The organism is Burkholderia sp. SRS-25, from assembly GCF_004343765.1.
Taxonomy (GTDB): Bacteria; Pseudomonadota; Gammaproteobacteria; order Burkholderiales; family Burkholderiaceae; genus Burkholderia; species Burkholderia contaminans.
Window position 1 is genome coordinate 41,153 of sequence record NZ_PTXM01000018.1, and the last position, 22,278, is coordinate 63,430.

General features: G+C 67.7%; 16 protein-coding genes. 6 read left to right on the top strand and 10 right to left on the bottom strand.

What is annotated here, in order from left to right; translation table 11 throughout:
- Positions 1-26: 26 nt before the first annotated feature.
- Entirely contained in the window at positions 27-410 is a 384-nt protein-coding gene (locus C5O79_RS24535) for a nuclear transport factor 2 family protein (RefSeq protein WP_046544378.1), read from the bottom strand.
- A 45-nt stretch (positions 411-455) separates the two neighbouring features.
- Positions 456-1,025 carry an acyloxyacyl hydrolase gene (locus C5O79_RS24540; protein WP_046544377.1) on the bottom strand — a complete coding sequence of 190 codons (570 nt, stop codon included), beginning with the start codon at positions 1,023-1,025 and terminating at the stop codon, positions 456-458.
- A gap of 359 nt (positions 1,026-1,384) precedes the next feature.
- Between C5O79_RS24540 and rpoH the strand changes: the two genes are divergently transcribed.
- From rpoH to C5O79_RS24575, 6 genes are all read left to right on the top strand, one after another.
- Entirely contained in the window at positions 1,385-2,320 is a 936-nt protein-coding gene (gene rpoH / locus C5O79_RS24545; RefSeq protein ID WP_046544376.1) for an RNA polymerase sigma factor RpoH, read from the top strand.
- 361 nt (positions 2,321-2,681) lie between these two features.
- On the top strand, positions 2,682-2,966 hold the full coding sequence (cydP, locus tag C5O79_RS24550; protein WP_174242123.1) for a cytochrome oxidase putative small subunit CydP: 285 nt from the start codon (positions 2,682-2,684) through the stop codon (positions 2,964-2,966).
- Positions 2,956-4,536 carry a cytochrome ubiquinol oxidase subunit I gene (locus C5O79_RS24555; protein ID WP_046544375.1) on the top strand — a complete coding sequence of 527 codons (1,581 nt, stop codon included), beginning with the start codon at positions 2,956-2,958 and terminating at the stop codon, positions 4,534-4,536. Before cydP ends, C5O79_RS24555 begins: the two co-directional genes overlap by 11 nt.
- 31 nt (positions 4,537-4,567) lie before the next feature.
- Entirely contained in the window at positions 4,568-5,704 is a 1,137-nt protein-coding gene (gene cydB / locus C5O79_RS24560; RefSeq protein WP_122474353.1) for a cytochrome d ubiquinol oxidase subunit II, read from the top strand.
- Positions 5,705-5,766: 62 nt separating this feature from the next.
- Positions 5,767-5,883, top strand: coding sequence for a cytochrome bd-I oxidase subunit CydX (gene cydX, locus C5O79_RS24565; RefSeq protein WP_011353251.1), 117 nt, complete (start codon positions 5,767-5,769; stop codon positions 5,881-5,883).
- A gap of 587 nt (positions 5,884-6,470) precedes the next feature.
- A complete protein-coding gene (locus C5O79_RS24575) occupies positions 6,471-8,954 on the top strand; it encodes a family 20 glycosylhydrolase (protein ID WP_122474354.1) in 2,484 nt (827 codons plus the stop codon).
- 165 nt (positions 8,955-9,119) lie between these two features.
- On the opposite strand, the gene nagE is transcribed toward C5O79_RS24575, so the two are convergent.
- From nagE to imuA, 8 genes are all read right to left on the bottom strand, one after another.
- Positions 9,120-10,889: an N-acetylglucosamine-specific PTS transporter subunit IIBC gene (gene nagE, locus C5O79_RS24580; protein ID WP_122474355.1), complete on the bottom strand. Its 1,770-nt coding sequence runs from the start codon at positions 10,887-10,889 to the stop codon at positions 9,120-9,122.
- Between the two features lie 87 nt (positions 10,890-10,976).
- Positions 10,977-13,589, bottom strand: coding sequence for a phosphoenolpyruvate--protein phosphotransferase (gene ptsP / locus C5O79_RS24585; protein ID WP_122474356.1), 2,613 nt, complete (start codon positions 13,587-13,589; stop codon positions 10,977-10,979).
- 15 nt (positions 13,590-13,604) lie between these two features.
- Complete coding sequence (locus tag C5O79_RS24590; protein WP_046544370.1) at positions 13,605-14,612, bottom strand: SIS domain-containing protein; 1,008 nt, start codon at positions 14,610-14,612, stop codon at positions 13,605-13,607.
- Positions 14,605-15,708: an N-acetylglucosamine-6-phosphate deacetylase gene (gene nagA / locus C5O79_RS24595; protein ID WP_047852242.1), complete on the bottom strand. Its 1,104-nt coding sequence runs from the start codon at positions 15,706-15,708 to the stop codon at positions 14,605-14,607. The genes C5O79_RS24590 and nagA overlap by 8 nt, the downstream gene beginning before the upstream one ends.
- 98 nt (positions 15,709-15,806) lie before the next feature.
- Positions 15,807-16,541 carry a GntR family transcriptional regulator gene (locus tag C5O79_RS24600; protein ID WP_122474357.1) on the bottom strand — a complete coding sequence of 245 codons (735 nt, stop codon included), beginning with the start codon at positions 16,539-16,541 and terminating at the stop codon, positions 15,807-15,809.
- Positions 16,542-16,866: 325 nt separating this feature from the next.
- A complete protein-coding gene (locus C5O79_RS24605) occupies positions 16,867-20,073 on the bottom strand; it encodes an error-prone DNA polymerase (RefSeq protein ID WP_122474358.1) in 3,207 nt (1,068 codons plus the stop codon).
- A gap of 6 nt (positions 20,074-20,079) precedes the next feature.
- Positions 20,080-21,576: a DNA polymerase Y family protein gene (locus C5O79_RS24610; RefSeq protein WP_122474359.1), complete on the bottom strand. Its 1,497-nt coding sequence runs from the start codon at positions 21,574-21,576 to the stop codon at positions 20,080-20,082.
- Positions 21,509-22,216, bottom strand: coding sequence for a translesion DNA synthesis-associated protein ImuA (imuA, locus tag C5O79_RS24615; RefSeq protein ID WP_122474360.1), 708 nt, complete (start codon positions 22,214-22,216; stop codon positions 21,509-21,511). Before imuA ends, C5O79_RS24610 begins: the two co-directional genes overlap by 68 nt.
- Positions 22,217-22,278 lie beyond the last annotated feature (62 nt).

Genomic DNA, 22,278 nt, shown 5'->3' on the forward strand with positions numbered 1-22,278 from the left:
GACATGAAAAGGAGCGCCACGCGCGCTCATGTGTCGGTCGCGCACCGCGTCGCCTGCCACGCGAACAGGCTCCAGCGACCCTGCTCGTGCGTGTGGACCGAGGTATAGGCAATCGGGAAGACCAGGCCGCCGTTGTTCGTTTCCATCTCGATCAACGCCCGCCCGGTGACGACGCAGGTTTCATCGCCGACGGGCAGTACGTCCTGCGACTGGATTTCGATCTGGCGATAGCGGCGGCGGCCGGCGACGATGGCGTCGATGAACTGCTGCTTGGTTTCGCGTTTGCCGTTGGTGTGCACGAAGAACACCTTGTCCGACAAAAGCGTGTCGAGCGCCTCGCCGTCCCCGTCCACCATCGCCCGGAACCGATCGCGCTCGAGCGCGCGGATCGCATCGACCACCTTCGCCATCGCCTGACTCCTCGGCAACGCGCACGCCGTGCGCGGGCGTGCGGATCAGAAGTTGTACTGCAAGTAGAACTGGTGGAAATTTATACCAGGATTCGGCTCTTTGATACCCGCGTTAGACACATGTTCAAAACGGTAGCCGACCTGATACTGTTGCCGTTGGCCGAACTGCACGCCCACCCCCGCCGTCGGCGCGAACTGGAATGCCGTGCCCATCGAGAAGCGATCCGAGATCGTCGGGTGCGTCAGGAGCCTGACGCCGCCGCCGGCCTCGATGAACGGGCGGATCTCCCCGGCGCTCTTGATGAAGCGGAACATCGGCGTCACGCCGAATTCGCCGATGTTGCCGTGGACGTTGCCGCCCGTGTGCCAGTAACCGGCGTGCCCTTCCACGACGAACGCGAAGTGCCAGCCGCCGATTTCCCACCAGTTCCAGCCCGGATCCCACACCACGCCGAGATCGGCCTTGTCGACCCCATGGCGATCCGAAAAACCGCCGCCAGCCTGAATCCCCCATCGATCCGCGCATGCCGCGCCCGATCCGCCCAGAAGGGACGCCGCCAGCATCGCGTGCAGCGCAAGCCGGCTGCGGGGCCGGCGATTCTTCTTATTGTTCATCTGTCACTCCAACTTTGTGGGTTGAATGGAGCCCGCCGCTTCGGCCGGCTCGAGCGAACTGAATGGTATGGTAAAGGACTTTTCGGATCGGCATCACAAAGCGAAATGGCTTGCTTCCAAAACGACAAAAATTGAAATCGCCTACCGATTGTCATCAGAAACAACGGCTTACGGAACTTCTCTGCGTATCCTCTGTCGCAGAATAGACTATCGACTCGACTTGCCCGATAGAAAAAACGGGAACTCCGATGCCCACGCTTGCTCTAAGGAATTAGCACTCGGTTTCCGGGAGTGCTAAGATGGCTCCCGGAATCTCATCCGAGACCGGGGGTTTGTCCCTGATTCCAAAGGAGTTTTTAGTGAGCAACGCCCTGACCCTCCCGAACACCCTGAGCCCGACGCCGGCCAAGGCCGCATCGGCAGGCTCGCTGGCGCTCGCAGCCCAATCGATGTTGCCGGGCCAGCTTGGCAACATCGACGCGTATATCCAGGCCGTCAATCGCATTCCGCTGCTGACGGTCGAAGAGGAACGCCAGTACGCGACCGAATTCCGCGAAGGCAACAACCTCGACTCGGCACGCCGCCTGGTGCTGTCGCACCTGCGGCTCGTCGTGTCGATCTCGCGCAACTATCTCGGCTACGGCCTCCCGCACGGCGACCTGATCCAGGAAGGCAACATCGGCCTGATGAAGGCGGTGAAGCGCTTCGACCCGGCGCAAAACGTGCGCCTGGTGTCGTACGCGATTCACTGGATCAAGGCCGAGATCCACGAGTACATCCTGCGCAACTGGCGCACGGTGAAGGTCGCGACGACCAAGGCGCAGCGCAAGCTGTTCTTCAACCTGCGCAGCCACAAGAAGGGCCTGCAGGCGATGACGCCCGAGGAAATCGACGGCCTCGCGAAGGAACTCAACGTCAAGCGCGAAGACGTTACCGAAATGGAAACGCGCCTGTCGGGCGGCGACATCGCGCTCGAAGGGCAGGTCGAGGACGGCGAGGAATCGTACGCGCCGATCGCCTACCTGGCCGACTCGCACAACGAACCGACCGCCGTGCTGGCCGCGCGTCAGCGCGACACGCTGCAGACGGACGGCATCGCGCAAGCACTCGGCGCACTCGACGCGCGCAGCCGCCGCATCATCGAGGCGCGCTGGCTGCACGTCGACGACGACGGCTCGGGCGGCTCGACGCTGCACGATCTCGCCGCCGAGTTCGGTGTGTCGGCGGAACGCATCCGCCAGATCGAAGCGAGCGCGATGAAAAAGATGCGCACTGCCCTCGCCGAATACGCGTAAATCGCTGCGACTTAGAACGCTTCATCAAAAACCGCTGCCCGACCGGCAGCGGTTTTTTTTCGCCCGGCTTTTCCGCTACTTGTCATTCGCTTTTTCGTTCGTTTTTCGGCGCGTTTCAGTGCGGATTAATTGACCTGATTCGTCAGGTAATAGGCCGTTTGCGGGCCCCTTCCGCATAACCTTGATCTGCCTCAAGTTTCGGCCCGTGTTTCGCGACGGTCTGCCGCAGCGCAGCACTCCGCATCGGAAAGCCGTCATTTTAAAATTGGCATGTCAGGCGCAAAAGGATTAAAACAGCTTCACGGCCGTCACAAATCCGACGTAAAGTCGCCCCAAATCGCACCTAAATCGATTCAGGATAATCACCTTGATCTCGATCAATAAAGAGCCTGCGCCGCCTCCGCCGCGGCCGGCCGGAACGATCGGCTGGCGCGCGCGCATTGCCGCGTGGGCACGCGGCCCGACCCTCGCCCGCGACATCACCCTGGTGCTGATCGTCAAGCTGATCCTCCTGATGTCGCTCAAATACGCATTCTTCAATCATCCGCAGGCCGAGCACATGTCGTTGCCGCCTGCCGCCGTCGCCGAGAAGCTGCTCTCGGTACCGGCGCCTGCATCCACCGAGGGAGACCACCATGATAAGTAGCGAAGTCGTCGATCTGTCGCGTCTGCAGTTCGGCATCACGGCGCTCTACCACTTCCTGTTCGTGCCGCTGACGCTCGGCCTGTCCTGGCTGCTCGTCATCATGGAAGCTGTTTACGTGATGACCGGCAAGCAGGTCTACAAGGACATGACCCAGTTCTGGGGCAAGCTGTTCGGGATCAACTTTGCGATGGGCGTGACGACCGGCATCACGCTCGAATTCCAGTTCGGCACGAACTGGTCGTACTACTCGCACTATGTCGGCGACATCTTCGGCGTGCCGCTCGCGGTCGAAGGCCTGATGGCGTTCTTCCTCGAATCGACCTTCGTCGGCCTGTTCTTCTTCGGCTGGAACCGCCTGTCGAAGGTCAAGCACCTGATGGTCACGTTCCTCGTCGCGCTGGGCTCGAACCTGTCCGCGCTGTGGATCCTCGTCGCGAACGGCTGGATGAACAATCCGGTCGGCGCCGAGTTCAACTACCAGACGATGCGCATGGAGATGACGAGCCTGTTCGACGTGCTGTTCAACCCGGTCGCGCAGGTGAAGTTCGTGCACACGGTATCGGCCGGCTACGTGTCGGCGGCGATGTTCGTACTCGGCGTGTCGTCGTGGTACCTGCTGAAGAAACGCGACATCGACTTCGCACTCCGCTCGTTCGCGGTCGCGGCCGGCTTCGGCCTCGCGGCAACGCTCTGCGTGATCGTGCTCGGCGACGAGTCGGGCTATACGACCGGCGAAGTGCAGAAGATGAAGCTCGCCGCGATCGAATCCGAATGGGAAACGCAGCCGGCACCCGCGTCGTTCACGCTGATCGGCATTCCGAACCAGGAAGAACAGCGCACCGACTACGCGATCAAGATCCCGTACGCGCTCGGCCTGATCGCGACACGCTCGATCGACGAACCGGTGATCGGCCTGCGCGAGCTCGCGAAGCACAGCGAAGAGCACATCCAGAGCGGGATGGTCGCGTACGGCGCGCTGCAGAAGATCAAGCAGGGCGATACGAGCGACGCGACCCGCGCGCTGTTCGACCAGCACAAGCAGTATCTCGGCTACGGGCTGATGCTCAAGCAGTTCACGCCGAACGTGGTCGATGCGACGCCCGAGCAGATCAAGGCCGCCGCGAAGAAGACGATCCCGCCGGTCGCACCCGTGTTCTTCTCGTTCCGGATCATGGTGGCCCTCGGCTTCCTGTTCGTCGCGACGTTCATCGCTGCATTCTGGTTCTGCGCGCGCCGCGAACTGCTGCAGGACAACCGCCGCTGGTTCCTCCGCTACGCGGTGTGGGCGATCCCGCTGCCGTGGATCGCGATCGAATTCGGCTGGATCGTCGCCGAGCTCGGCCGCCAGCCGTGGACGATCGCCGGCGTACTGCCGACGCACCTGTCCGCGTCGAGCCTGCAGCCGAGCGACCTTTACCTGAGTCTCGCGGGCTTCATCCTGTTCTATACTGCGCTGTTCGTCATCGAGATCAAGCTGATGTTCAAGTACGCACGCCTCGGCCCGTCGTCGCTGCATACCGGCCGCTATCACCACGAACTCGCCGCCGCCGGCGAGCGGGCCGCGGTTTGAGCACGCTGTCGCAACCGAACAAGGAATCGCTATGGACTATGCAACTCTCAAGCTGATCTGGTGGCTGCTCGTCGGCGTACTGCTGATCGGCTTCGCCGTCACCGACGGCTTCGACATGGGCGCGACCGCGCTGCTGCCGTTCCTCGGCAAGACCGACGACGAGCGCCGCATCATCGTCAACACGGTCGGCGCGACGTGGGAAGGCAACCAGGTGTGGCTGATCACGGCCGGCGGCGCGATGTTCGCGGCCTGGCCGCTCGTCTACGCCGCGTCGTTCTCCGGCTTCTACTTCGCGATGCTGCTCGTGCTGTTCGCGCTGTTCTTCCGGCCGGTGGGCTTCGACTACCGCAGCAAGCGGCCGGACCCTCGCTGGCGCGCGGGCTGGGACTGGGGCCTGTTCGTCGGCGGCTTCGTGCCGGCGCTGGTGTTCGGCGTCGCGTTCGGCAACTTGCTGCAGGGCGTCCCGTTCAAGTTCGACAGCGACCTGCGCGTGACCTATTACGGCGGCTTCTGGGCGCTGCTGAACCCGTTCGCGCTGCTCTGCGGGCTCGTCAGCCTCACGATGCTCGTCGCGCACGGCGCGGCCTTCATCAAGATGAAGACGGAAGGCGTGATCGCGCGCCGCGCGTCGGTCGCGCTGCGCGTGGCGTCGTTCCTCGCGGTCGTGCTGTTCGTGCTGGCCGGCGTGCTGATCGCGTCGTATATCGGCGGCTTCCACATCACGCACGCCGCACCGACCGACACGGTCGCGAACCCGCTGCTCAAGGACGTCGCCGCGGGCTCGGGCCTGTGGCTCGCGAACTACGGCGAGTATCCGTGGATGATCGCGGCACCCGTCGTCGCGATCGCGGGCGGCCTGCTCGCGCTGCTGCTCGCCGGCTCGAAGCAGGAAAAGACGGCGTTCTTCTGCACGGGCCTGATGATCACCGGCGTGATCCTGACCGCAGGCTTCTCGATGTTCCCGTTCATCATGCCGTCGTCGCTCGACCCGCGCAGCAGCCTGACCGTATGGGATTCGACGTCGAGCCACATGACGCTGCAGGTGATGCTGTTCGCGGTGATCGTGTTCCTGCCGATCGTCCTGCTCTACACGAGCTGGGTGTATCGCGTGATGCGCGGCAAGGTCACGCGCGAGGTGCTCGAAGAGAACAAGCATTCGATGTATTGATGCTTTGAACCGGGCCGGGGCGCGCACGTGCCCTCGCCCACCGTTTCGCAAGGAGTCGGATCATGTGGTATTTCAGCTGGATTCTCGGTATCGGCGTCGCGCTGTCGTTCGGCATCGTCAATGCAATGTGGCTCGAAGCGCGGCAGAAGACGCAGGAAGCACGCGTTCGCCACGACTGACGCGCGCGGCCGATCGCGCCGCCGCCGTCCCGAAGGAACCTCGCCTCGCGCGAGGTTTTTTTTCGCCCCGGGCCGGCCGGACAGGCCCGTCACACCGATGCCAATTTAGCGCCAGATTGATACCACTTGAATACCAATAAAAGGTTTCATAAGATCTTTGGACACGGTCGCTGACAGGCCGAATCCTTCCGGTGGGGGAGACATGCGAATCCCGTATGGGGCGCGCGCTTGCGCGCCGTCTCGTCGTCGGCACGCGGCGGCCGGTTGTGCGCCGTCGGCGAGCGCGACCGTCTTCGACCGTGCAGGTCGCGCACGCGCCTTGGCCCATGGGCACGTCGTCACAGCATCAACATCAGCAGCAGCCGCTGCCGTGCGCCGCCGATGAAGACGCGCACCCGCCCGTGCCGATCCGACCGGCACGCCTGCCCGCCCCCCGTTCCGTAACGCACGCGCCCGCGTGCCGACTTCGCGCGGGGCAGCCGCATCGCCCCCGCACCCTGTTGTCCCCGCAGCTCCGTTGAAAGACCCGCTCGCAGCGACGTCATCCCCGTGACGCCACTACGCCCCCTTTTGTCTCAGGAGTCCGCATGAACCGAACCTTGTCCACCCTGTTTGCCGGCCTGCTGATCGCGGCACTGTCGCCGGTCGCGCTCGGCGCGCTGCCAGCGTCGAGCGCGGCGATCGCGACGGCCGGCACCGTCCGTCCACCCGTGCCGCCGGCCGATCTCGCGGCGCTGCTGTCGAACGGCCTCGCGCTGCGAGTCGCCGTCGACAACAATCACGCGGCCGCGGCCGGCGTGCCGTGCGCCGATCTCGGCGCCGACGGCGCGGCCTGCGCGACCGGCCGCCTGATCCTGCAGAACCGCGGCCACCAGGCGATCGCCGACGGCGGCTGGAAGCTCTACCTGCACAGCATCCGCCGCCTGCTGCGGATCGACCGCCCCGGCTTCGCGCTGCGGCGGCTCACCGGCGACCTGTACGAACTGACGCCGCAACCGGGCTCGGTGCGGCTGGCACCCGGCGAGCGCATCGAGCTGCCGTTCGTCGCCGAATACTGGCTGCTGCGGTACAGCGACGTGATCCCGCGCCCGTACGTGGTCGTCGATGGAGCGCCGCCCGCCGTGCTCCGCTATAACGACACCGACGACGAGCTGCGCTACGTCGAATCGCTGCCGGCCGACGCGCAGAACAACTCGACCGGCAATGCGCCGCCCGTCGCCGCGCGGCCCGACGCGAGCCGCGCGCTGCCGAGCGTGAAGCGCGAGCAGCCGCTGCCAGGCACACTCGACCTGCGCGGCGTCGAGCTCACGCTGCCGAACCTGCCCGACGCACAGGTCGCGGCACTGCGCGAACGCGCAAGCACACTCGGGCTCGACGGCGCACGCGTGCCGGTATGGGGGGTGGTCGCGCCGCGCCGACTGCCGGCCGACATCGCGACGCCGGGCGGTTACCGGCTCGCGATCGGGCCGCGCGGTGCGTTCATCGAAGCGTACGATCGCGCCGGCCTCTACTACGGCGTGCAGACGCTCTACTCGCTCGCACCCGTTGGCGGCGGCCCGATCCCGGCGATGCTCGTCGAGGATGCACCGCGCTTCACGCATCGCGGGATGCACGTCGATCTCGCGCGCAACTTCAAGCATCCGGCGACGCTGCGCCGCCTGATCGACCAGATGAGCGCGTACAAGCTCAATCGCCTGCACCTGCATCTGTCCGACGACGAGGGCTGGCGCATCGAGATTCCCGGCCTGCCCGAACTCACCGAGATCGGGGGACGCCGCTGCCACGACCCGAGCGAGACGCGCTGCCTGCTGCCGCAGCTCGGCTCCGGCCCGGACAACCGCTCCGGCGGCGGCTACCTGACGCGCGACGACTACGTGTCGCTGGTGCGCTACGCGGCCGCGCATTTCGTCGAGATCATCCCGGAGATCGACATGCCCGCGCATGCGCGCGCGGCCGTCGTGACGATGGAGGCGCGTTACAAGCGGCTGCATGCGGCCGGCCGCGAGCAGGAAGCGAACGCATACCGGCTGCTCGATCCGCAGGACACGTCGAACTTGACGACGGTGCAGTTCTACGACCGGCGCAGCGACCTGAACCCGTGCGTGCCGGGCGCGCTCAATTTCGCGTCGAAGGTGATCCGCGAGATCGCGGCGATGCATGCGGACGCGCAGGCGCCCCTTCACACCTGGCACTACGGCGGCGACGAGGCGAAGAACATCTTCCTCGGCGGGGGCTTCCAGCCACTGAACGGCACCGACCCGAACAAGGGGCGCATCGACCTCGCCGCGCAGGACAAGCCGTGGGCGCGTTCGCCCGCATGCACGGCGCTGCTCCAGCGCGGCGAGATCAAGTCGATCGACGAGCTGCCGACGCGTTTCGCGCAACAGGTGAGCGCGGCGGTCAACGCGAACGGGATCGACACGATGGCCGCGTGGCAGGACGGCATCAAGCATGCGAACGGGCCGCAGGACTTCAGCACGCGCCACGTGATGGTGTCGCTGTGGGACACGATCTTCTGGGGCGCATCGGACAGCGCACGCGACCTGAGCGGCAAGGGCTACCTGACGGTGCTCGCGCTGCCCGACTACCTGTACTTCGACTTCCCGTACACGCTCAACCCGCGCGAGCGCGGCTACTACTGGGGCTCGCACGCGACGGACGAGTACAAGGTGTTCTCGCTCGCACCGGAGAACCTGCCGCAGAACGCCGAAGTGATGGGCGACCGCGACGGCAACACGTTCGAGGTGACGGGCACGGGCCCCGCGCCGCGCATCGAAGGCATGCAGGGGCAGGCGTGGGGCGAGGTGATGCGCAACGACACCTTCCTCGAATACATGGCCTATCCTCGGCTGCTCGCGCTCGCCGAGCGCGCATGGCACCGGGCCGACTGGGAACTGCCGTATGCGGCCGGCGTGCGCTTCAAGCGCGGCGACACGCATCACGTCGACGTCGCCGCGCTGCAGCGCGACTGGGCAGGTTTCGCGACGCTGCTCACGCAACGCGAATTGCCGAAGCTCGACCGGGCCGGCGTCGGCTACCGGAAGCCGACCTTCACGCTGACGAATCCGTGACCGGCTGAGCGGTTGCATGGCTGCGCGACGGCGCGACGCAGGCGAACGCATCGCGCCGTCGCCCGCACCAAGGAAAAACGGCTTGCGACGCATCGCAAGCCGTTTTCGTTTTGCCGGCCGGTCCGAACCCGCAGCGCGGATCAGGCCGGCTTCATCGCATCAGCATCAGGCCGGTTGAGCAGCCGCCCCGCTGCCCGACGGCGGCAGGCGCGCACCGAGCTGTTCGGCATAGCGTGCGGCCGCGTTGCCGCAGACGATGTGGAACGTGTCGAGCGACACCCACGCGACGTCGAGCGCACCGAGACGCTCGCGATCGACCGCCGACGGATCGCGCACGACCACACGCAGGCGCGTGGTGGCTACCGCATCGAGCGATACGACGTTGGTCGCGCCGCCGAACACCGCGAGCCAGCGCATCGGCTCCGGATCGAGCGGGCCGGCGGCCGCGCCCGTGACGGGCTGTGCGGCGGCGGCCGTCGCCGTCGATGCTGCGCCTGCCGCGCCGCTGCCGATGGCGGCACGCATCTCGTCGGCAATGATGTCGGCCTCGGGCCCGATGATCACCTGCACACTGTTGCCGCCGCGCTTGAGCACGCCGCGCGCGCCGATCGACTTCAGCTCCGGCTCCGACACCTTCTCCGGATCGACGACGGTCAGGCGCAGGCGCGTCGTGCACGCGTCGACGACAGACAGGTTGCCTGCCCCGCCGAGCGCGGCGATGTAGCGTTGCGCACGCGGCGCGGCAGCCGTGGCCGCGGCACCTGCCGCCGGCGCGACGAAGCCGCCCGATGCGTACGATTGCTCGGCCGCATCGGCCGATGCCGGCTCACGGCCCGGCGTGGCCATGTTGAACTTGCGGATGAAGAAACGGAACAGCCCGTAGTACGCGGCGCCGTACGCGATGCCGAGCGGAATCGCGATCCAGCCCTTCGTCGACAACCCGTAGTTCAGCACGTAGTCGATCGCGCCGGCCGAGAACGTGAAGCCGAGCTTCACGCCGAGGATCTGGCAGATCGCGAGCGACAGCCCCGTCAGCACCGCGTGGATCACGTACAGCACCGGTGCGAGGAACATGAAACTGAATTCGATCGGCTCGGTCACGCCGGTCAGGAACGACGTGAGCGCCATCGAGAACAGCAGGCCGCCCACCATCGCGCGGCGTTCCTTCGGCGCTTCGTGCAGCATCGCGAGACACGCGGCCGGCAGGCCGAACATCATGATCGGGAAGAAGCCGGCCATGAAAGTGCCCGCGGTCGGATCGCCCGCGAAGAAGCGGTGCAGGTCGCCGTGCACGATCTCGCCGCCGGCGGGCGGCGTGAAGTTGCCGAACACGAACCACGCGAGCGAGTTAATGATGTGGTGCAGGCCGGTGACGAGCAGCAGGCGGTTCAGGAAGCCGAACACGAACGCACCGATCGCGCCCGCCGTCGTCAGCCACTGGCCGGCCGCGTCGATCGCATGCTGGATCGGCTGCCAGACGTACCCGAACGCGATGCCGAGTATCACGCAGACCAGCCCCGTGATGATCGGCACGAACCGTTTGCCGCCGAAGAACGCAAGGTAGTCCGGCAGCTTGATGTCCTTGTAGCGGTTGTACAGCAGGCCCGCGACCACACCCGCGATGATCCCGGACAGCACGCCCATGTTCAGCTTGGGATCGATGTCCTTCATGATCGCGGTTTCGATCAGGTAACCGATCGCGCCCGCGAGCGCCGCCACGCCGTTGTTGTCCTTCGCGAAACCGACCGCCACGCCGATCGCGAACAGCAGCGGCAGGTTGTCGAAGATCGCACCGCCGGCGTCGGCGATCATCTTGATGTTGAACACGTCCGGCTGGCCGAGCCGCAGCAGGATGCCGGCAACCGGCAGCACCGCGATCGGCAGCATCAGCGCCCGGCCCAGGCCCTGTATTTTCAGAAACGGATTCCCGTTCATTCAGTCCTCCAATCCTTGTCTCGTCGTTAATCGTCGTTGACCTAATTGCTTTCGTCTTGAAACCGGTCGCGAACCTGCCGTCGACGCTCAGTCGAGCGGCCAGACCTCGCGGCTTGCTGCCCTTACCGCCTGTGCCGAATCGAGCGCGAGCAGATCCTGCGCGCGCTGACGGCACAACTGGTAATCGAGACGGCGCACACGCGCCTTGATGCCCGGCACCGATACGGGGTCGACCGACAGTTCGGTCACGCCGAGGCCCACCAGGATCGGCACCGCGAGCGGATCGCCGCCGAGCGCGCCGCACACGCCCACCCACTTGCCGTGCTTCGCGGCGCCGCGCACCGCGATGTCGATCAGGCGCAGCACCGCCGGATGCAGGCCGTCGGATTGCGAAGCGAGATCGGCCTGGCAGCGGTCCATCGCGAGCGTGTACTGCGTCAGGTCGTTGGTGCCGATCGACAGGAAATCCGCGTGCTGCGCGAGCTGGTCGGCCAGCAGCGCGGCCGACGGCACCTCGATCATCACGCCGACCTCGATCGGCTCGGTGCGGCCCTGCGCGCGCGCGAATTCGTCGATGCGCTTGCGCAGCCGCACGATCTCGCCCGCGTCGGTCACCATCGGCAGCAGGATGCGCACCGCGCCGAGCGGCTTCACCGCGAGCAGGCCCTGCAACTGATCGTCGAGCAGATCGGGGCGCACCTGCGCGAGACGGATGCCGCGCAGGCCGAGCGCCGGGTTCGGTTCGGGCGGCAGCGTCAGGTAGTCGACTTCCTTGTCGGCGCCGACGTCGAGCGTGCGGATGATCGCCGTGCGGCCCTGCAGCGCGTCGACGATCGACTGGTAGCTCTGCTGGTGTTCGACGACCGTCGGTGCGGCCTGGCGATGGATGAACATCAGTTCGGTACGCAGCAGGCCGACTGCATCGGCGCCGTTGTCGACCGCGGTGTTCGCGTCGTCGAGCGTCGCGATATTCGCGGCGACCTCGATCGCGCGGCCGTCGACCGTCTCTGCTGCAGCACCGGCCAGTTGCCGGTTCGCCTCGCGCACGCCGTCCAGACGCTGGCGTTCGTGCCGCGCGCGCTCGACGTCGAGCGCGGTCGGTGCGTGTTCGAGCCGGCCCGCGCTCGCATCGACGACGACCTGCGTGCCGTCCGGAATCGCGTACAGCGCATCGCCGACCGCAACCAGCGCCGGGATGCCGAGCTGCCGCGCGATGATCGCCGCGTGCGATGTCGCACCGCCGCGCGCCATCACGAGCGCGGTCACGCGCTGGCGATCGAGCGACGACAGGTCGGACGGCGTGAATTCCTCGGCCGCGAGCACCGCTTCGTCGGGCAGCACACGCGCGGCGCCGCTCGTATGGCCGAGCGCACGCAGCACGCGCTTCCCGATGTCGCGCAGGTCGGCCGCGCGTTCGGCGAGCAGTGCATCGTCGAGCTTCGACAGCGTATCGATCTGCGTGCGGATCGTCGTGCGCCATGCGAAGCCTGCGCTCTTGCCGAGGCTGATCAGGTCGCGCGCCGCGTCGATCAATGTCGGGTCCTCGAGCAGCACACGGTGCACCGCGAAGATGCCCGCTTCGCCGACCGCGCCGCGCGCCGATGCGTTGCGCACGGTTTCGTCGAGTTCGGCGTCGACCGCCTTCAGCGCCTGGTCGAGCTGGCGGCTTTCCGTGGCCGGCGTGCCGGCGGCCTGCTCGGGCGGCACGATTTCCGCATCGTCGAGACGCACCAGCGTGCCGACCGCGATGCCGGGCGCCGCGCACACGCCTGCGAGCGTGTTCGGGTCGATGGGCGCGCCATCGCGCGGTGCACCGTCGCGCGCGGCACCGGCGTTGCGTGCGACCATCTGCGGCGCGGGCGACTTCAGCCGTGCCGGTTGCTCCTCGACTTCGCCGTGCGCTTCGCGCAGCAGCTCTTGCTCGACCGCATCGACGGCCTGCTGTGCATGCGCGCCGCGACCAACGAGTTCGACCGTCGCGCCTTCGCCGGCGCCGAGGCCGAGCAAGCCGACGACGCTCGCGATCGACGCCTTGCGGCCGTCGAACAGCACATCGACGGTCGCGTCGAACCCGCGCACGGCTTCGCGCGCCCGCGCGGCCGGCCGCGCATGCAGGCCGCCCGGTTGCGCCAGCACGATTTCACGGCGCACTTCGTTGTGCGCCGCGGCGCCGGTTTGCGCCGCCTGCACGGCCGCTTCGCCCTTGCCGCGCAGCACGAGCAGCGGCGTCTTGCCGGCCGTCGCGAAGCCGCTGGCACGATCGATGACCTCGAACGCATCCGAGTTGGCGATCGCGATCACCGACACGAGCGAATGCGCGCTGCGCGCCACCGCGTCCTGGTCGAACTCGATCAGCAGCGTTCCCGCCTCGACACGCGCGCCCGCCTCGACGTGCGCGATGAAACCCTGCCCGTTCAGCTCGACGGTGTCGATGCCGATGTGCAGCAGCACTTCCGCGCCCTGCGGCGTCGTGATCGTCACCGCGTGGCCCGTGCGCGCGAGATGCGACACGACGCCCGCGCACGGTGCGACGAGCTGGCCCGCGAGCGGGTCGATACCGATGCCGTCGCCGAACATCCCGCCGGAGAACACCGGATCGGGCACGTCGGCCAGCGCGACGATCGGCCCCGTCAACGGGGAAAGCAGGACGATCTGATCGTGGGTGGGGCTCTTCAACTGGGACTCCTCGGCGCGTCTCATCGGCGGTCTCGGCTATCAGTGCGTTTCGGTGACTTTGTTCAGGTGGCGCGGCGTGTCGGGATTGCGGCCGCGCGCAACGGCGAGATCCGCCGCCATCACGTAGAACGAAAGAATGGCGGCGATCGGGTCGAGCGCCGAGTGGGCGGACTGCGCAAGCGGCAGCGTCGCGCCGGGTATGCCGGCGGGCGCCGCGAGCAGCACGGCGGCGCCGCGGGCGCGCATGTCTGCGGCAAGCTGCAGCAGGCCGGCCTGCTCGGGCCCCGGCGGAGCGAACACGAGCAGCGGATAGTCGCGGTCGATCAGCTCCATCGGGCCGTGACGGACTTCGGCGCTCGAGAACGCCTCGGCCTGGATGCCGGACGTTTCCTTCAGCTTCAGCGCGGCTTCCTGCGCGATCGCGAGGCCCAGGCCGCGGCCGATCACGATCATCCGTTCGACACCCGCGAGCGCGGCCACCGCCTGCGACCAGTCGAGCCGGCCGGCCTGGGTGAGCACGTCGGGCAGGCCGCGCAGTGCGGTGATCAGCGCGGCGTCGCGCTGCCAGTACGCGACGATCTGCGCGGACAGCGACAGCATCGCGATATAGCTCTTCGTCGCGGCGACCGACAGTTCGGGGCCGGCGAGCAGCGGCAACTGGTGCTCGCACGCGTCGGCGAGCGGCGACGGCAGCACGTTCACCGCGGCGACGGTGCGCGCGCCGGCTTCGCGCAGCGCGGCCATCGTATTGACGAGATCGGGGCTCTTGCCCGACTGGGAGAAGGCGATCGCGAGCTGGTCCTGCACCTTCAGCGGCGCCTGCTGCAGCGTCGCGACCGACATCGGCAGCGATGCGACCGGCACGCCGAGGCGGCTCATCGTCAGGCTCGCGAAATAGCTCGCGGCGTGATCCGAGCTGCCGCGTGCGACCGTCAGCGCGACGGCCGGCGGGTGGTCGAGCAATTGGCCGGCGAGCGCTTCGACGCGCGTGGTGTCGGCGAGCTGCGCAGCGACGACCTGGGCGGACTCGCGCGCTTCCTTAAGCATATTCGACAATCGATTCTCCTTCGACGTAGGTCGCGGTGAGGTTCAGGTCGCGGTCGAACACCGCGAGGTCGGCCCATGCGCCGCGCTCGAGGCGGCCGCGATCGGCGACGCCGAGGTAGTCGGCCGCGTAGCGCGACATCCGGTTCGACACGTCGGCGATCGGCAGGCCGAGCGACACGAGGTTGCGCAGCGCCTGGTCCATCGTCAGCGTGCTGCCGGCGAGCGTGCCGTCGGCGAGGCGCACGCCTCCGAGGCACTTCGTCACGTGCTGGCTGCCGAGCCGGTATTCGCCGTCGGGCATGCCGGTTGCGGACGTGCTGTCGGTCACGACGTACAGGCGCGGGATCGCGCGCAGCGCAGCACGAATCGCGCCCGGGTGGACGTGCAGCAGGTCGGGGATGATTTCCGCGTATTCGGCGTGGGCAAGCGCCGCACCTACCAGGCCCGGGTTGCGGTGGTGCAGCGGCGACATCGCGTTGAACAGGTGGGTGAAACCGCACGCGCCGTGCTTGAGCGCGGCCACCGCATCGTCGTAGGTCGCGAGCGAATGGCCGAGCTGCACGCGCACGCCGCGCGCGGCCATCTCGCCGATGATCTCGATGTGGCCGGCGATTTCCGGCGCGAGCGTGACGACGCGAATCGGTGCGATCGACAGGTACTTCAGCACTTCGTCGAGCACGGCCGACACGGCCGCGTCGGGTTGCGCGCCGAGCTTGCCGGGGTTGATGTACGGGCCCTCGAGGTGCACGCCGAGCACGCGTGCGCCGCCCGGCGTGCGGGTGCGCGCGACGGTGCCGAGGTTCGCGACGACCTGCATCAGTTCGTCGCGCGGCGCGGTCATCGTCGTCGCGAGCAGGCTCGTCGTGCCGAATTGCGCGTGCGTGCGGGCGATCGTCTCGATCGCGTCGCCGCCTTCCATCACGTCGGCGCCGCCACCGCCGTGCACGTGCAGGTCGATGAAGCCGGGCAGGATGTAAGGCGCGTCGTTCTTCGCGGGATCGACGGGCTTGCCGTCGAGGGTCGTGATGCGGCCGTTCTCGCTATCGAGCGAACCGTGAATCCAGCCGTCGGGGGTAAGGATGTTTCCAGTCAGCATGACGTTCTCTTGATGATCTGGTGACGCGGGCATCCGCGTCGTGATTTGCAAATCCGTGTCGTTGCTTCACGCGTGTCGCGCGCGGGCAGTCTCGCGCGTCAGCGTTTCAGTTCGGCGACGAAGTCGTAGTAATCGTCGCGGCAATACGTTTCGCTCACTTCGATCGCTCGCTGGTCGGCGCCGTAGCCGATCCGCGTGATCACCAGCAGTGCCGAACCCGGCTTCACCGCCATCCATTTCGCGATCGCGTGCGTTGCGTTCGCCGCGCGAAAGTGCTGCAGCGCGCGCACGACGGTCATCCCGCGCGCTTCGAGGTATTCGTACAGCGACGCACCGAGCGCCTGCGGATCGGGCACCACCGCGGCCGGCAGCGTCGAGTGCTCGACGGCCATCACGATGCCGTCCGCGCGGCGCAGCCGTTCGAGCCGCGCCACCGTCGCACCGGGCGCGAGGCCGAGCCGCGTGATCTCGTCGCGGTTTGCTGCACGCAGCGTGCGCGACAGCCACACCGAATCGGGCACGAAGCCGCGCTGCTGCATCTTCGCGGTGAAGCCGACGAGACGCGACAGCGGATCGGCGACGCGCGGCGTGATGAAGCTGCCCGCCCCGCGCGCCCGCTTGATCAGCCCCTGCTCGACCAGCAGCGCGAGTGCGCGACGGGCCGTGATCCGCGACACGCCGACCGACGCCGACAGCAGCCGCTCCGACGGCAGCGCCTCGCCGGCCCGCCACGCACCGGCGTGGATCGCGCTCGCCAGGTTGCGGGCGAGCTGCAGATAAAGCGGCGTGTCGCTGAGGGGATCGGGCGCCAGTTCGGACCAGCCGGTTTCCATGTGCCTCCGGGTGTCGGACGACGATCTGCGACCGTCGAAAGTGAACGCATTATATAACCACAATAATACCAGTCAACGAACTGGTATTAGCGGTGCAGAAATCGCCGGAAGCCTTGCCCCGCAAGCGTTTTAGTCCTCACAAACCCTTTGTTTACAACGAAGTACGGGATAGGGATTTACCCGGATTGGTATGCAAGGGGACAGTTCGAGCATGCGGTTCGGCCAGCTTTTGGGCGGGAATATGAGACCTGAATAGGACCAGTTGAGCCGACTGGTATGCACGGATGGCGAGGCACCACGCGTTCGGCAGCGCGCGCCGGTTGCGTCAGTGGAACTCGCGGCTCGACGTGCGCAGGCCGCCGAGCAGCGGCGTCAGATCCTCGAAGTGCTGCACGACGAGATGCCTCACGTCGCTCGCGACCTGCCACACGCCGGACGCGGCAAGCAGCCGCGAATCGAGGGTTTCGCGACGCTGCCGCGCGAGCAGCTCGGGCCGGACGATCAGGTTCACGCAGCCCGTTTCGTCCTCGAGCGTCATGAACATCACGCCTTTCGCGGTGCCCGGCATCTGCCGTGCGGTCACGAGCCCGCACGCACGCGCGAGCCGGCCGTCGGGGCGGTCGTGCAATTCGGCCGCGGACGACAGCCGCCGCACGCGCAGCTCGGGCCGCAGCAGCGCGACGGGGTGGCGGTTCAGCGTGAGGCCGGTAGTGTGATAGTCGGCGAGGATGTCGTCGGCTTCCGACGGCGCGCCGAGTGCGGGCTTCTCGGGTTCGTCGATCGGCGCGGTCGCGAGCAGGTCGCGTTCGGGGGCTGCGGCAACCGCTTGCCATAGCGCATCGCGGCGATGGCCGGCGAGCGTCGCAAGCGCATTCGCGGCGGCGAGCGCTTCGAGATCGCGGCGTTCGAGTTGCGCGCGACGCGCGAGGGTGTCGACGTTGTCGAACGGGCCGGCCGCCGTGCGGGCGGCTTCGATGCGGCGTGCGGCGGCTTCGCCGAGGCCGCGCACGAGCGACAGGCCGAGCCGCACGGCCGGCTGGCCGTGCGGAGGCGGCTGGTCGGGCAGCGCTTCGAGCGATGCTTCCCAGTTGCTTTGCATCACGTCGATCGGCAGCACCTGCACGCCGTGACGCTTCGCGTCCTGCACGAGTTGCGACGGCGGGTAGAAACCCATCGGCTGGCTGTTCAGCAGCGCGGCGAGGAAGATCGCCGGTTCGTGGCATTTGAGCCAGCTGCTGGCGTACGCGAGTTTCGCGAAGCTTGCTGCGTGGCTTTCGGGGAAACCGTAATCGCCGAAGCCCTTGATCTGTTCGAAGATCTGTTCGGCGAAGTCGGGCGGATAGTCGCGCTCGCGCATCCCGTCGACGATCTTGCTGTGATATTTCTCGAGATTGCCCTTGCGCTTCCACGCGGCCATCGCGCGGCGCAGTTCATCAGCTTCGCCGGGCGTGAAGCCTGCCGCGATCATCGCGATCTGCATCACCTGTTCCTGGAAGATCGGCACGCCGTACGTACGTTCAAGTGCAGGCTTCAGGTCCTCCTTCGGATAACTGACCTTTTCGAGTCCCTGGCGGCGTTTCAGATAGGGGTGCACGGCCCCGCCCTGGATCGGCCCCGGCCGCACGATCGCAACCTCGATCACCAGATCGTAGTAAGTCTCCGGACGCAGGCGCGGCAGCATCGACATCTGCGCGCGCGATTCGATCTGGAACACGCCGACCGTGTCGGCGCGGCAGATCATGTCGTAGGTCGCCTTGTCATCCTGCGGAATGTGCTTCAGCGTGAACGGCTCACCACCCGGCTCCGGCGGCCCGCGCCACGCGGTGCGCATGTCGAATGCGCGATGCAGCGCCGACAGCATGCCGAGTGCGAGCACGTCGACCTTCATCAACCCGAGTGCTTCGAGATCGTCCTTGTCCCACTGGATCACGCGCCGCCCGTCCATTGCCGCGTTCTCGACCGGCACGAGCCGCGTGAGCTTGCCGCGGCTGATCACGAAACCGCCCGAGTGCTGCGACAGGTGGCGCGGAAAATTCAGCAGCCGCGCGGCGAGCCGGGCCCATGCCAGGATGAGCGGCGTCTCGGGATCGAGCCCGATCGTCGAGAATTGCTGCAACAGATCGCGACTACCGTCGAACCAGCGATGCCCCTTCGCGACGCGATCGACCAGCATCGGATCGACGCCGAGCGCCTTGCCGGTTTCGCGCAGCACGCCGCGCGGGCGATAGGTCGATACGGCGGCCGCGAGTGCGGCGCGGTTGCGCCCGTATTTTTCGTAGATGTGCTGGATCACCTCTTCTCGGCGCTGATGCTCGAAGTCGACGTCGATATCGGGCGGCTCACCACGCTCCGCGCTGATGAAGCGCTCGAACAGCATCGTGCTCTGATCGGGATCGACCTCGGTGATGCCGAGGCAATAGCAGACGACCGAGTTCGCGGCCGAGCCGCGGCCCTGGCACAGGATGTTCTGGCTGCGCGCGTATTTGACGATGTCGTAGACGGTCAGGAAGAACGGCTCGTAGCTCAGTTGCGCGATCAGGTCGAGTTCATGCCGGATCTGCTTCGACACTTTCTCCGGCACACCTTGCGGATAGCGTGTGGCCGCCCCGGCCATGGTTTCCTGCTCCAGATAACTCGTCGGCGTATGCCCCTTCGGCACGATCTCGTCGGGATACTCGTAGCGCAGCGTGTCGAGTTCGAAGTGACACGCATCGAGAATCGCGCACGTCTCCGCAATCTCCTCCGGCGAGAACAGATTCCCGATCCGGTTCCGCCCGCGCAAATGCTGTTCCGCATTCGGCGCAAGCGCATACCCGCACTCGGAGACGGGCATGCCGACGCGAATCGCCGTCATCACGTCCTGCAACTCCTTGCACGAGCGCCGGTGCATCGTCACGTCGCCCAGCGCGACGATGCGCACGCCACGCCGCTCACCCGCCGCACGAATCTCCTCGCGCTGCGCGCCGTCCAGCGCGCGCTGCAGTTGCACGAGCCCGAGCCGCGCCCGCTCGCCGAACGTCGCGCGAAACCACGCGACCTGCGCGTCGAGTACATCGGCACGCACCGGATACACGGGCACGAGAATCGCGAAGCAGTCGGGCATGCCGCGCAAGTGCGCAAACTCGGCAGGCGGCGCCGACAGCATCCGCGACGTCAGCTTGTAAGTGCCCTTCGGCGAGGCCATCCGCCGCCACGAAATCAGTTCGGACAGATTGCCGTAGCCCTCGCGGTTCTGCGCAAGCAACACGATCCCGAACGCGCCGGGGCCGGGATCGTGGCCGGGCGCGACTTCATCCGGCGTGACGTCGAAATACGACCCGATGACGAGCGGCAGCCCTTTTGCCTTCGCCGCGACGTGCATGCGCGGCGCGCCGGCGAGCGAGCATTCGTCGGTGATCGCGATCCCGCGATAGCCGAGCTCGGACGCACGCTCGACCAGTTCCTCCGCATGCGACGCGCCATGCAGGAACGAAAAGTTCGAACGGCAGAACAACTCCGCGTAATCGGGCAGCCAGCTGAATTCCGCAACCATGACCGTTCACCCGAACAGGCCGTGCAGGAACCAGCGTGGCTCGGCTTCGCTCCCCGCCCGCTCCTTGAACACCCAGTAGCACGCACCAGCCTCGTCCTGCGCGACGCAGTAATCGCGCGCAGCGAGCTGACCGTCGAACCACCCGGCCTCGATCCGCTCCACCGACGACATCATCCTCAGCGGCGTATGAAATACCGGACGCTCCCCACGCATCAACAACGGCAGCGGCTCCGCCAGCAACCACGCGGGCCTCGGCGGCACGGCCGGCGGCCCGGCAGCCGGCTTGCCGGCCTGCGCGTCAAGCGGCAGCCAGCGGTTCGCCGCTTCGGGCCGGTGATCGGCGACGGGCGCCGCGCGCAGCACGTTGTCCGCGCCGAGCCTTGCGACCAGCAGCTCGAACAGCCGCGCGCGTGTCTCGCGCGTGCCGCCCGGCTCGGGGAAAAGATCGTCGGCCGGCGGCGCAACCGATTCGACGCGCGTGGCCTTCAGACGCACCGCGATCACCGCGGCCGGCAGCTCGACGCGCGCGAGCCGCTCGCCGAGCAGCCGCATGAAGTGCGCCTCGTCGCGCACCGGCGACGCGAACGCGAGCTCGAGCGGCGTCGGCGGCACGGCCTGGCGACCGCGCTCGTGCTCGAGATCGAACGTCATCGCGGCCAGCGACAGCTGCCGCGCGGCCAGCCAGCCGCACAGCTGCACGACGAGCCGCCGCGCCACGAACAACACGGCTTCCGCGTATTCGACCCGCTCCTGCAATTCGAGCAGCACGTCGAACACGGGCGGCACCGCCATCCACGCAAGCGGCTCGACCGCATCGCCGTACGCGCGATCGAGCGCGGCCAGCAGCGCTGGACCGCAACGACGCTGCAGCCCCGCGCGCGGCAGCCCGCGCAGATCGGCGAGCGTGCGGCAACCGAGGCCGTCGAGCCAGCCCGCATACGGACGCGCGTCGGGCAGCAGCACGCAGGGCAGCCTGTCGAGCACACGGACAAGCGAGGCCGGACTCGCGACGCGGCGCCGGATGCGCGCGCGGGCCGACACGCGCGCGAGCAGCCACGCGCCGCCCCCAGTCGGCGCGGCGGACAGGCGTGCCGCATAGCCGAGCGCCGCGAGCGTCGCACGTACCTGGCGGCACAGCGACGGCAACCCGCCGAACAGGCGCAGGCTCGGGCCGACGTCGACGAGCAGCGTGGCTTCGTCGCCGAACGCGACGCACGGCGAGAAGCGCAGCAACGCGAGCGCGACCGCGCGCAGCGCATCGGCCTCGCGCGCGGGATCGCGTTCGACGAGTTGGGTGTGCGGCGCGAGCGTGAGCACGCCGCCGCGCTTCATGCCCGCGCGCACGCCCTGCCGGCGCGCGGCCGCGTCGGCGATCAGCACGACACCCTGCTCGAGCACCGCACAGCCTGCGCCGCCGGCCTCGCCCGCCTCGCCGTCAGACGGAAGCGCGACGCACACGTCGAGCGGCAGGCGCGGCAGATGGATGCCGAGCAAGACGCGCATAGCGGCTCTCCACGATGGGCGACGGCAGGTCGAGCACGAGCGGCTCGCTGCGGGCGGGGCCGCGCCGCTTGACGATGTCGAGCGACACGCCGCCCGGCACCGGGTACAGCGCGACGCGCAGCACGGCCGGCGACGGTTGCCGCTCGGCCGACAGCGGGCGCAGCATCACGAACAGCGTGTCGCCCGTGCGCGCGGCCGCGAGATGCAGGCGCCGCAGCGCATCGGGCCGCGCGTCCTGCCACAGCAGCAGCGCGCCGCAACAACCGGTCTTGAGTGCCTGCTCGGCAGCCCACAACGCATCGGTGTGGCTGCCGGCACGCAGCCACAGCAGTGCGTCGGACGGCACGCCGAGACTGGCGAGCGCGGTCGCATACGGCGACTGCGGCGGCGCGACGAGCGCGAGTGGCCGCCGGGCGTTGACGGTGCGTGCGAGCGCGGGCGCGAGCAGCCGCATCTCGCCGCAGCCTGGCTGCGCGGCCAGCAGTTCGACGAGCCCGCCGACCGGCCAGCCGCCGCCCGGCAGCTCGGCCGACAGCGGCGCGAAGCCGGTCTCGATCGTGCGCGGACCGCCGCGCGCAAGCTGCGAGCCGCGCCACAGCGACGGATGAAGGGATTCGGGAGAAATGGAGGATGCGAGCATGATGCCACCCATAACTGTATGGATATACAGTATATGGCAATGCGCTCGCGTCGCACAGCACC

What these genes read in the sequence shown, in the direction of transcription:
- cydX (WP_011353251.1), top strand. Translation starts at nt 5,767, where the DNA reads ATGTGGTATTTCAGCTGGATTCTCGGTATCGGCGTCGCGCTGTCGTTC.
- imuA (WP_122474360.1), bottom strand. Translation starts at nt 22,216, where the DNA reads ATGCTCGCATCCTCCATTTCTCCCGAATCCCTTCATCCGTCGCTGTGG.
- C5O79_RS24590 (WP_046544370.1), bottom strand. Translation starts at nt 14,612, where the DNA reads ATGCTTAAGGAAGCGCGCGAGTCCGCCCAGGTCGTCGCTGCGCAGCTC.
- C5O79_RS24575 (WP_122474354.1), top strand. Translation starts at nt 6,471, where the DNA reads ATGAACCGAACCTTGTCCACCCTGTTTGCCGGCCTGCTGATCGCGGCA.
- nagE (WP_122474355.1), bottom strand. Translation starts at nt 10,889, where the DNA reads ATGAACGGGAATCCGTTTCTGAAAATACAGGGCCTGGGCCGGGCGCTG.
- C5O79_RS24540 (WP_046544377.1), bottom strand. Translation starts at nt 1,025, where the DNA reads ATGAACAATAAGAAGAATCGCCGGCCCCGCAGCCGGCTTGCGCTGCAC.
- C5O79_RS24600 (WP_122474357.1), bottom strand. Translation starts at nt 16,541, where the DNA reads ATGGAAACCGGCTGGTCCGAACTGGCGCCCGATCCCCTCAGCGACACG.
- ptsP (WP_122474356.1), bottom strand. Translation starts at nt 13,589, where the DNA reads ATGAGACGCGCCGAGGAGTCCCAGTTGAAGAGCCCCACCCACGATCAG.
- cydB (WP_122474353.1), top strand. Translation starts at nt 4,568, where the DNA reads ATGGACTATGCAACTCTCAAGCTGATCTGGTGGCTGCTCGTCGGCGTA.
- C5O79_RS24605 (WP_122474358.1), bottom strand. Translation starts at nt 20,073, where the DNA reads ATGGTTGCGGAATTCAGCTGGCTGCCCGATTACGCGGAGTTGTTCTGC.
- nagA (WP_047852242.1), bottom strand. Translation starts at nt 15,708, where the DNA reads ATGCTGACTGGAAACATCCTTACCCCCGACGGCTGGATTCACGGTTCG.
- C5O79_RS24610 (WP_122474359.1), bottom strand. Translation starts at nt 21,576, where the DNA reads ATGCGCGTCTTGCTCGGCATCCATCTGCCGCGCCTGCCGCTCGACGTG.
- C5O79_RS24555 (WP_046544375.1), top strand. Translation starts at nt 2,956, where the DNA reads ATGATAAGTAGCGAAGTCGTCGATCTGTCGCGTCTGCAGTTCGGCATC.
- C5O79_RS24535 (WP_046544378.1), bottom strand. Translation starts at nt 410, where the DNA reads ATGGCGAAGGTGGTCGATGCGATCCGCGCGCTCGAGCGCGATCGGTTC.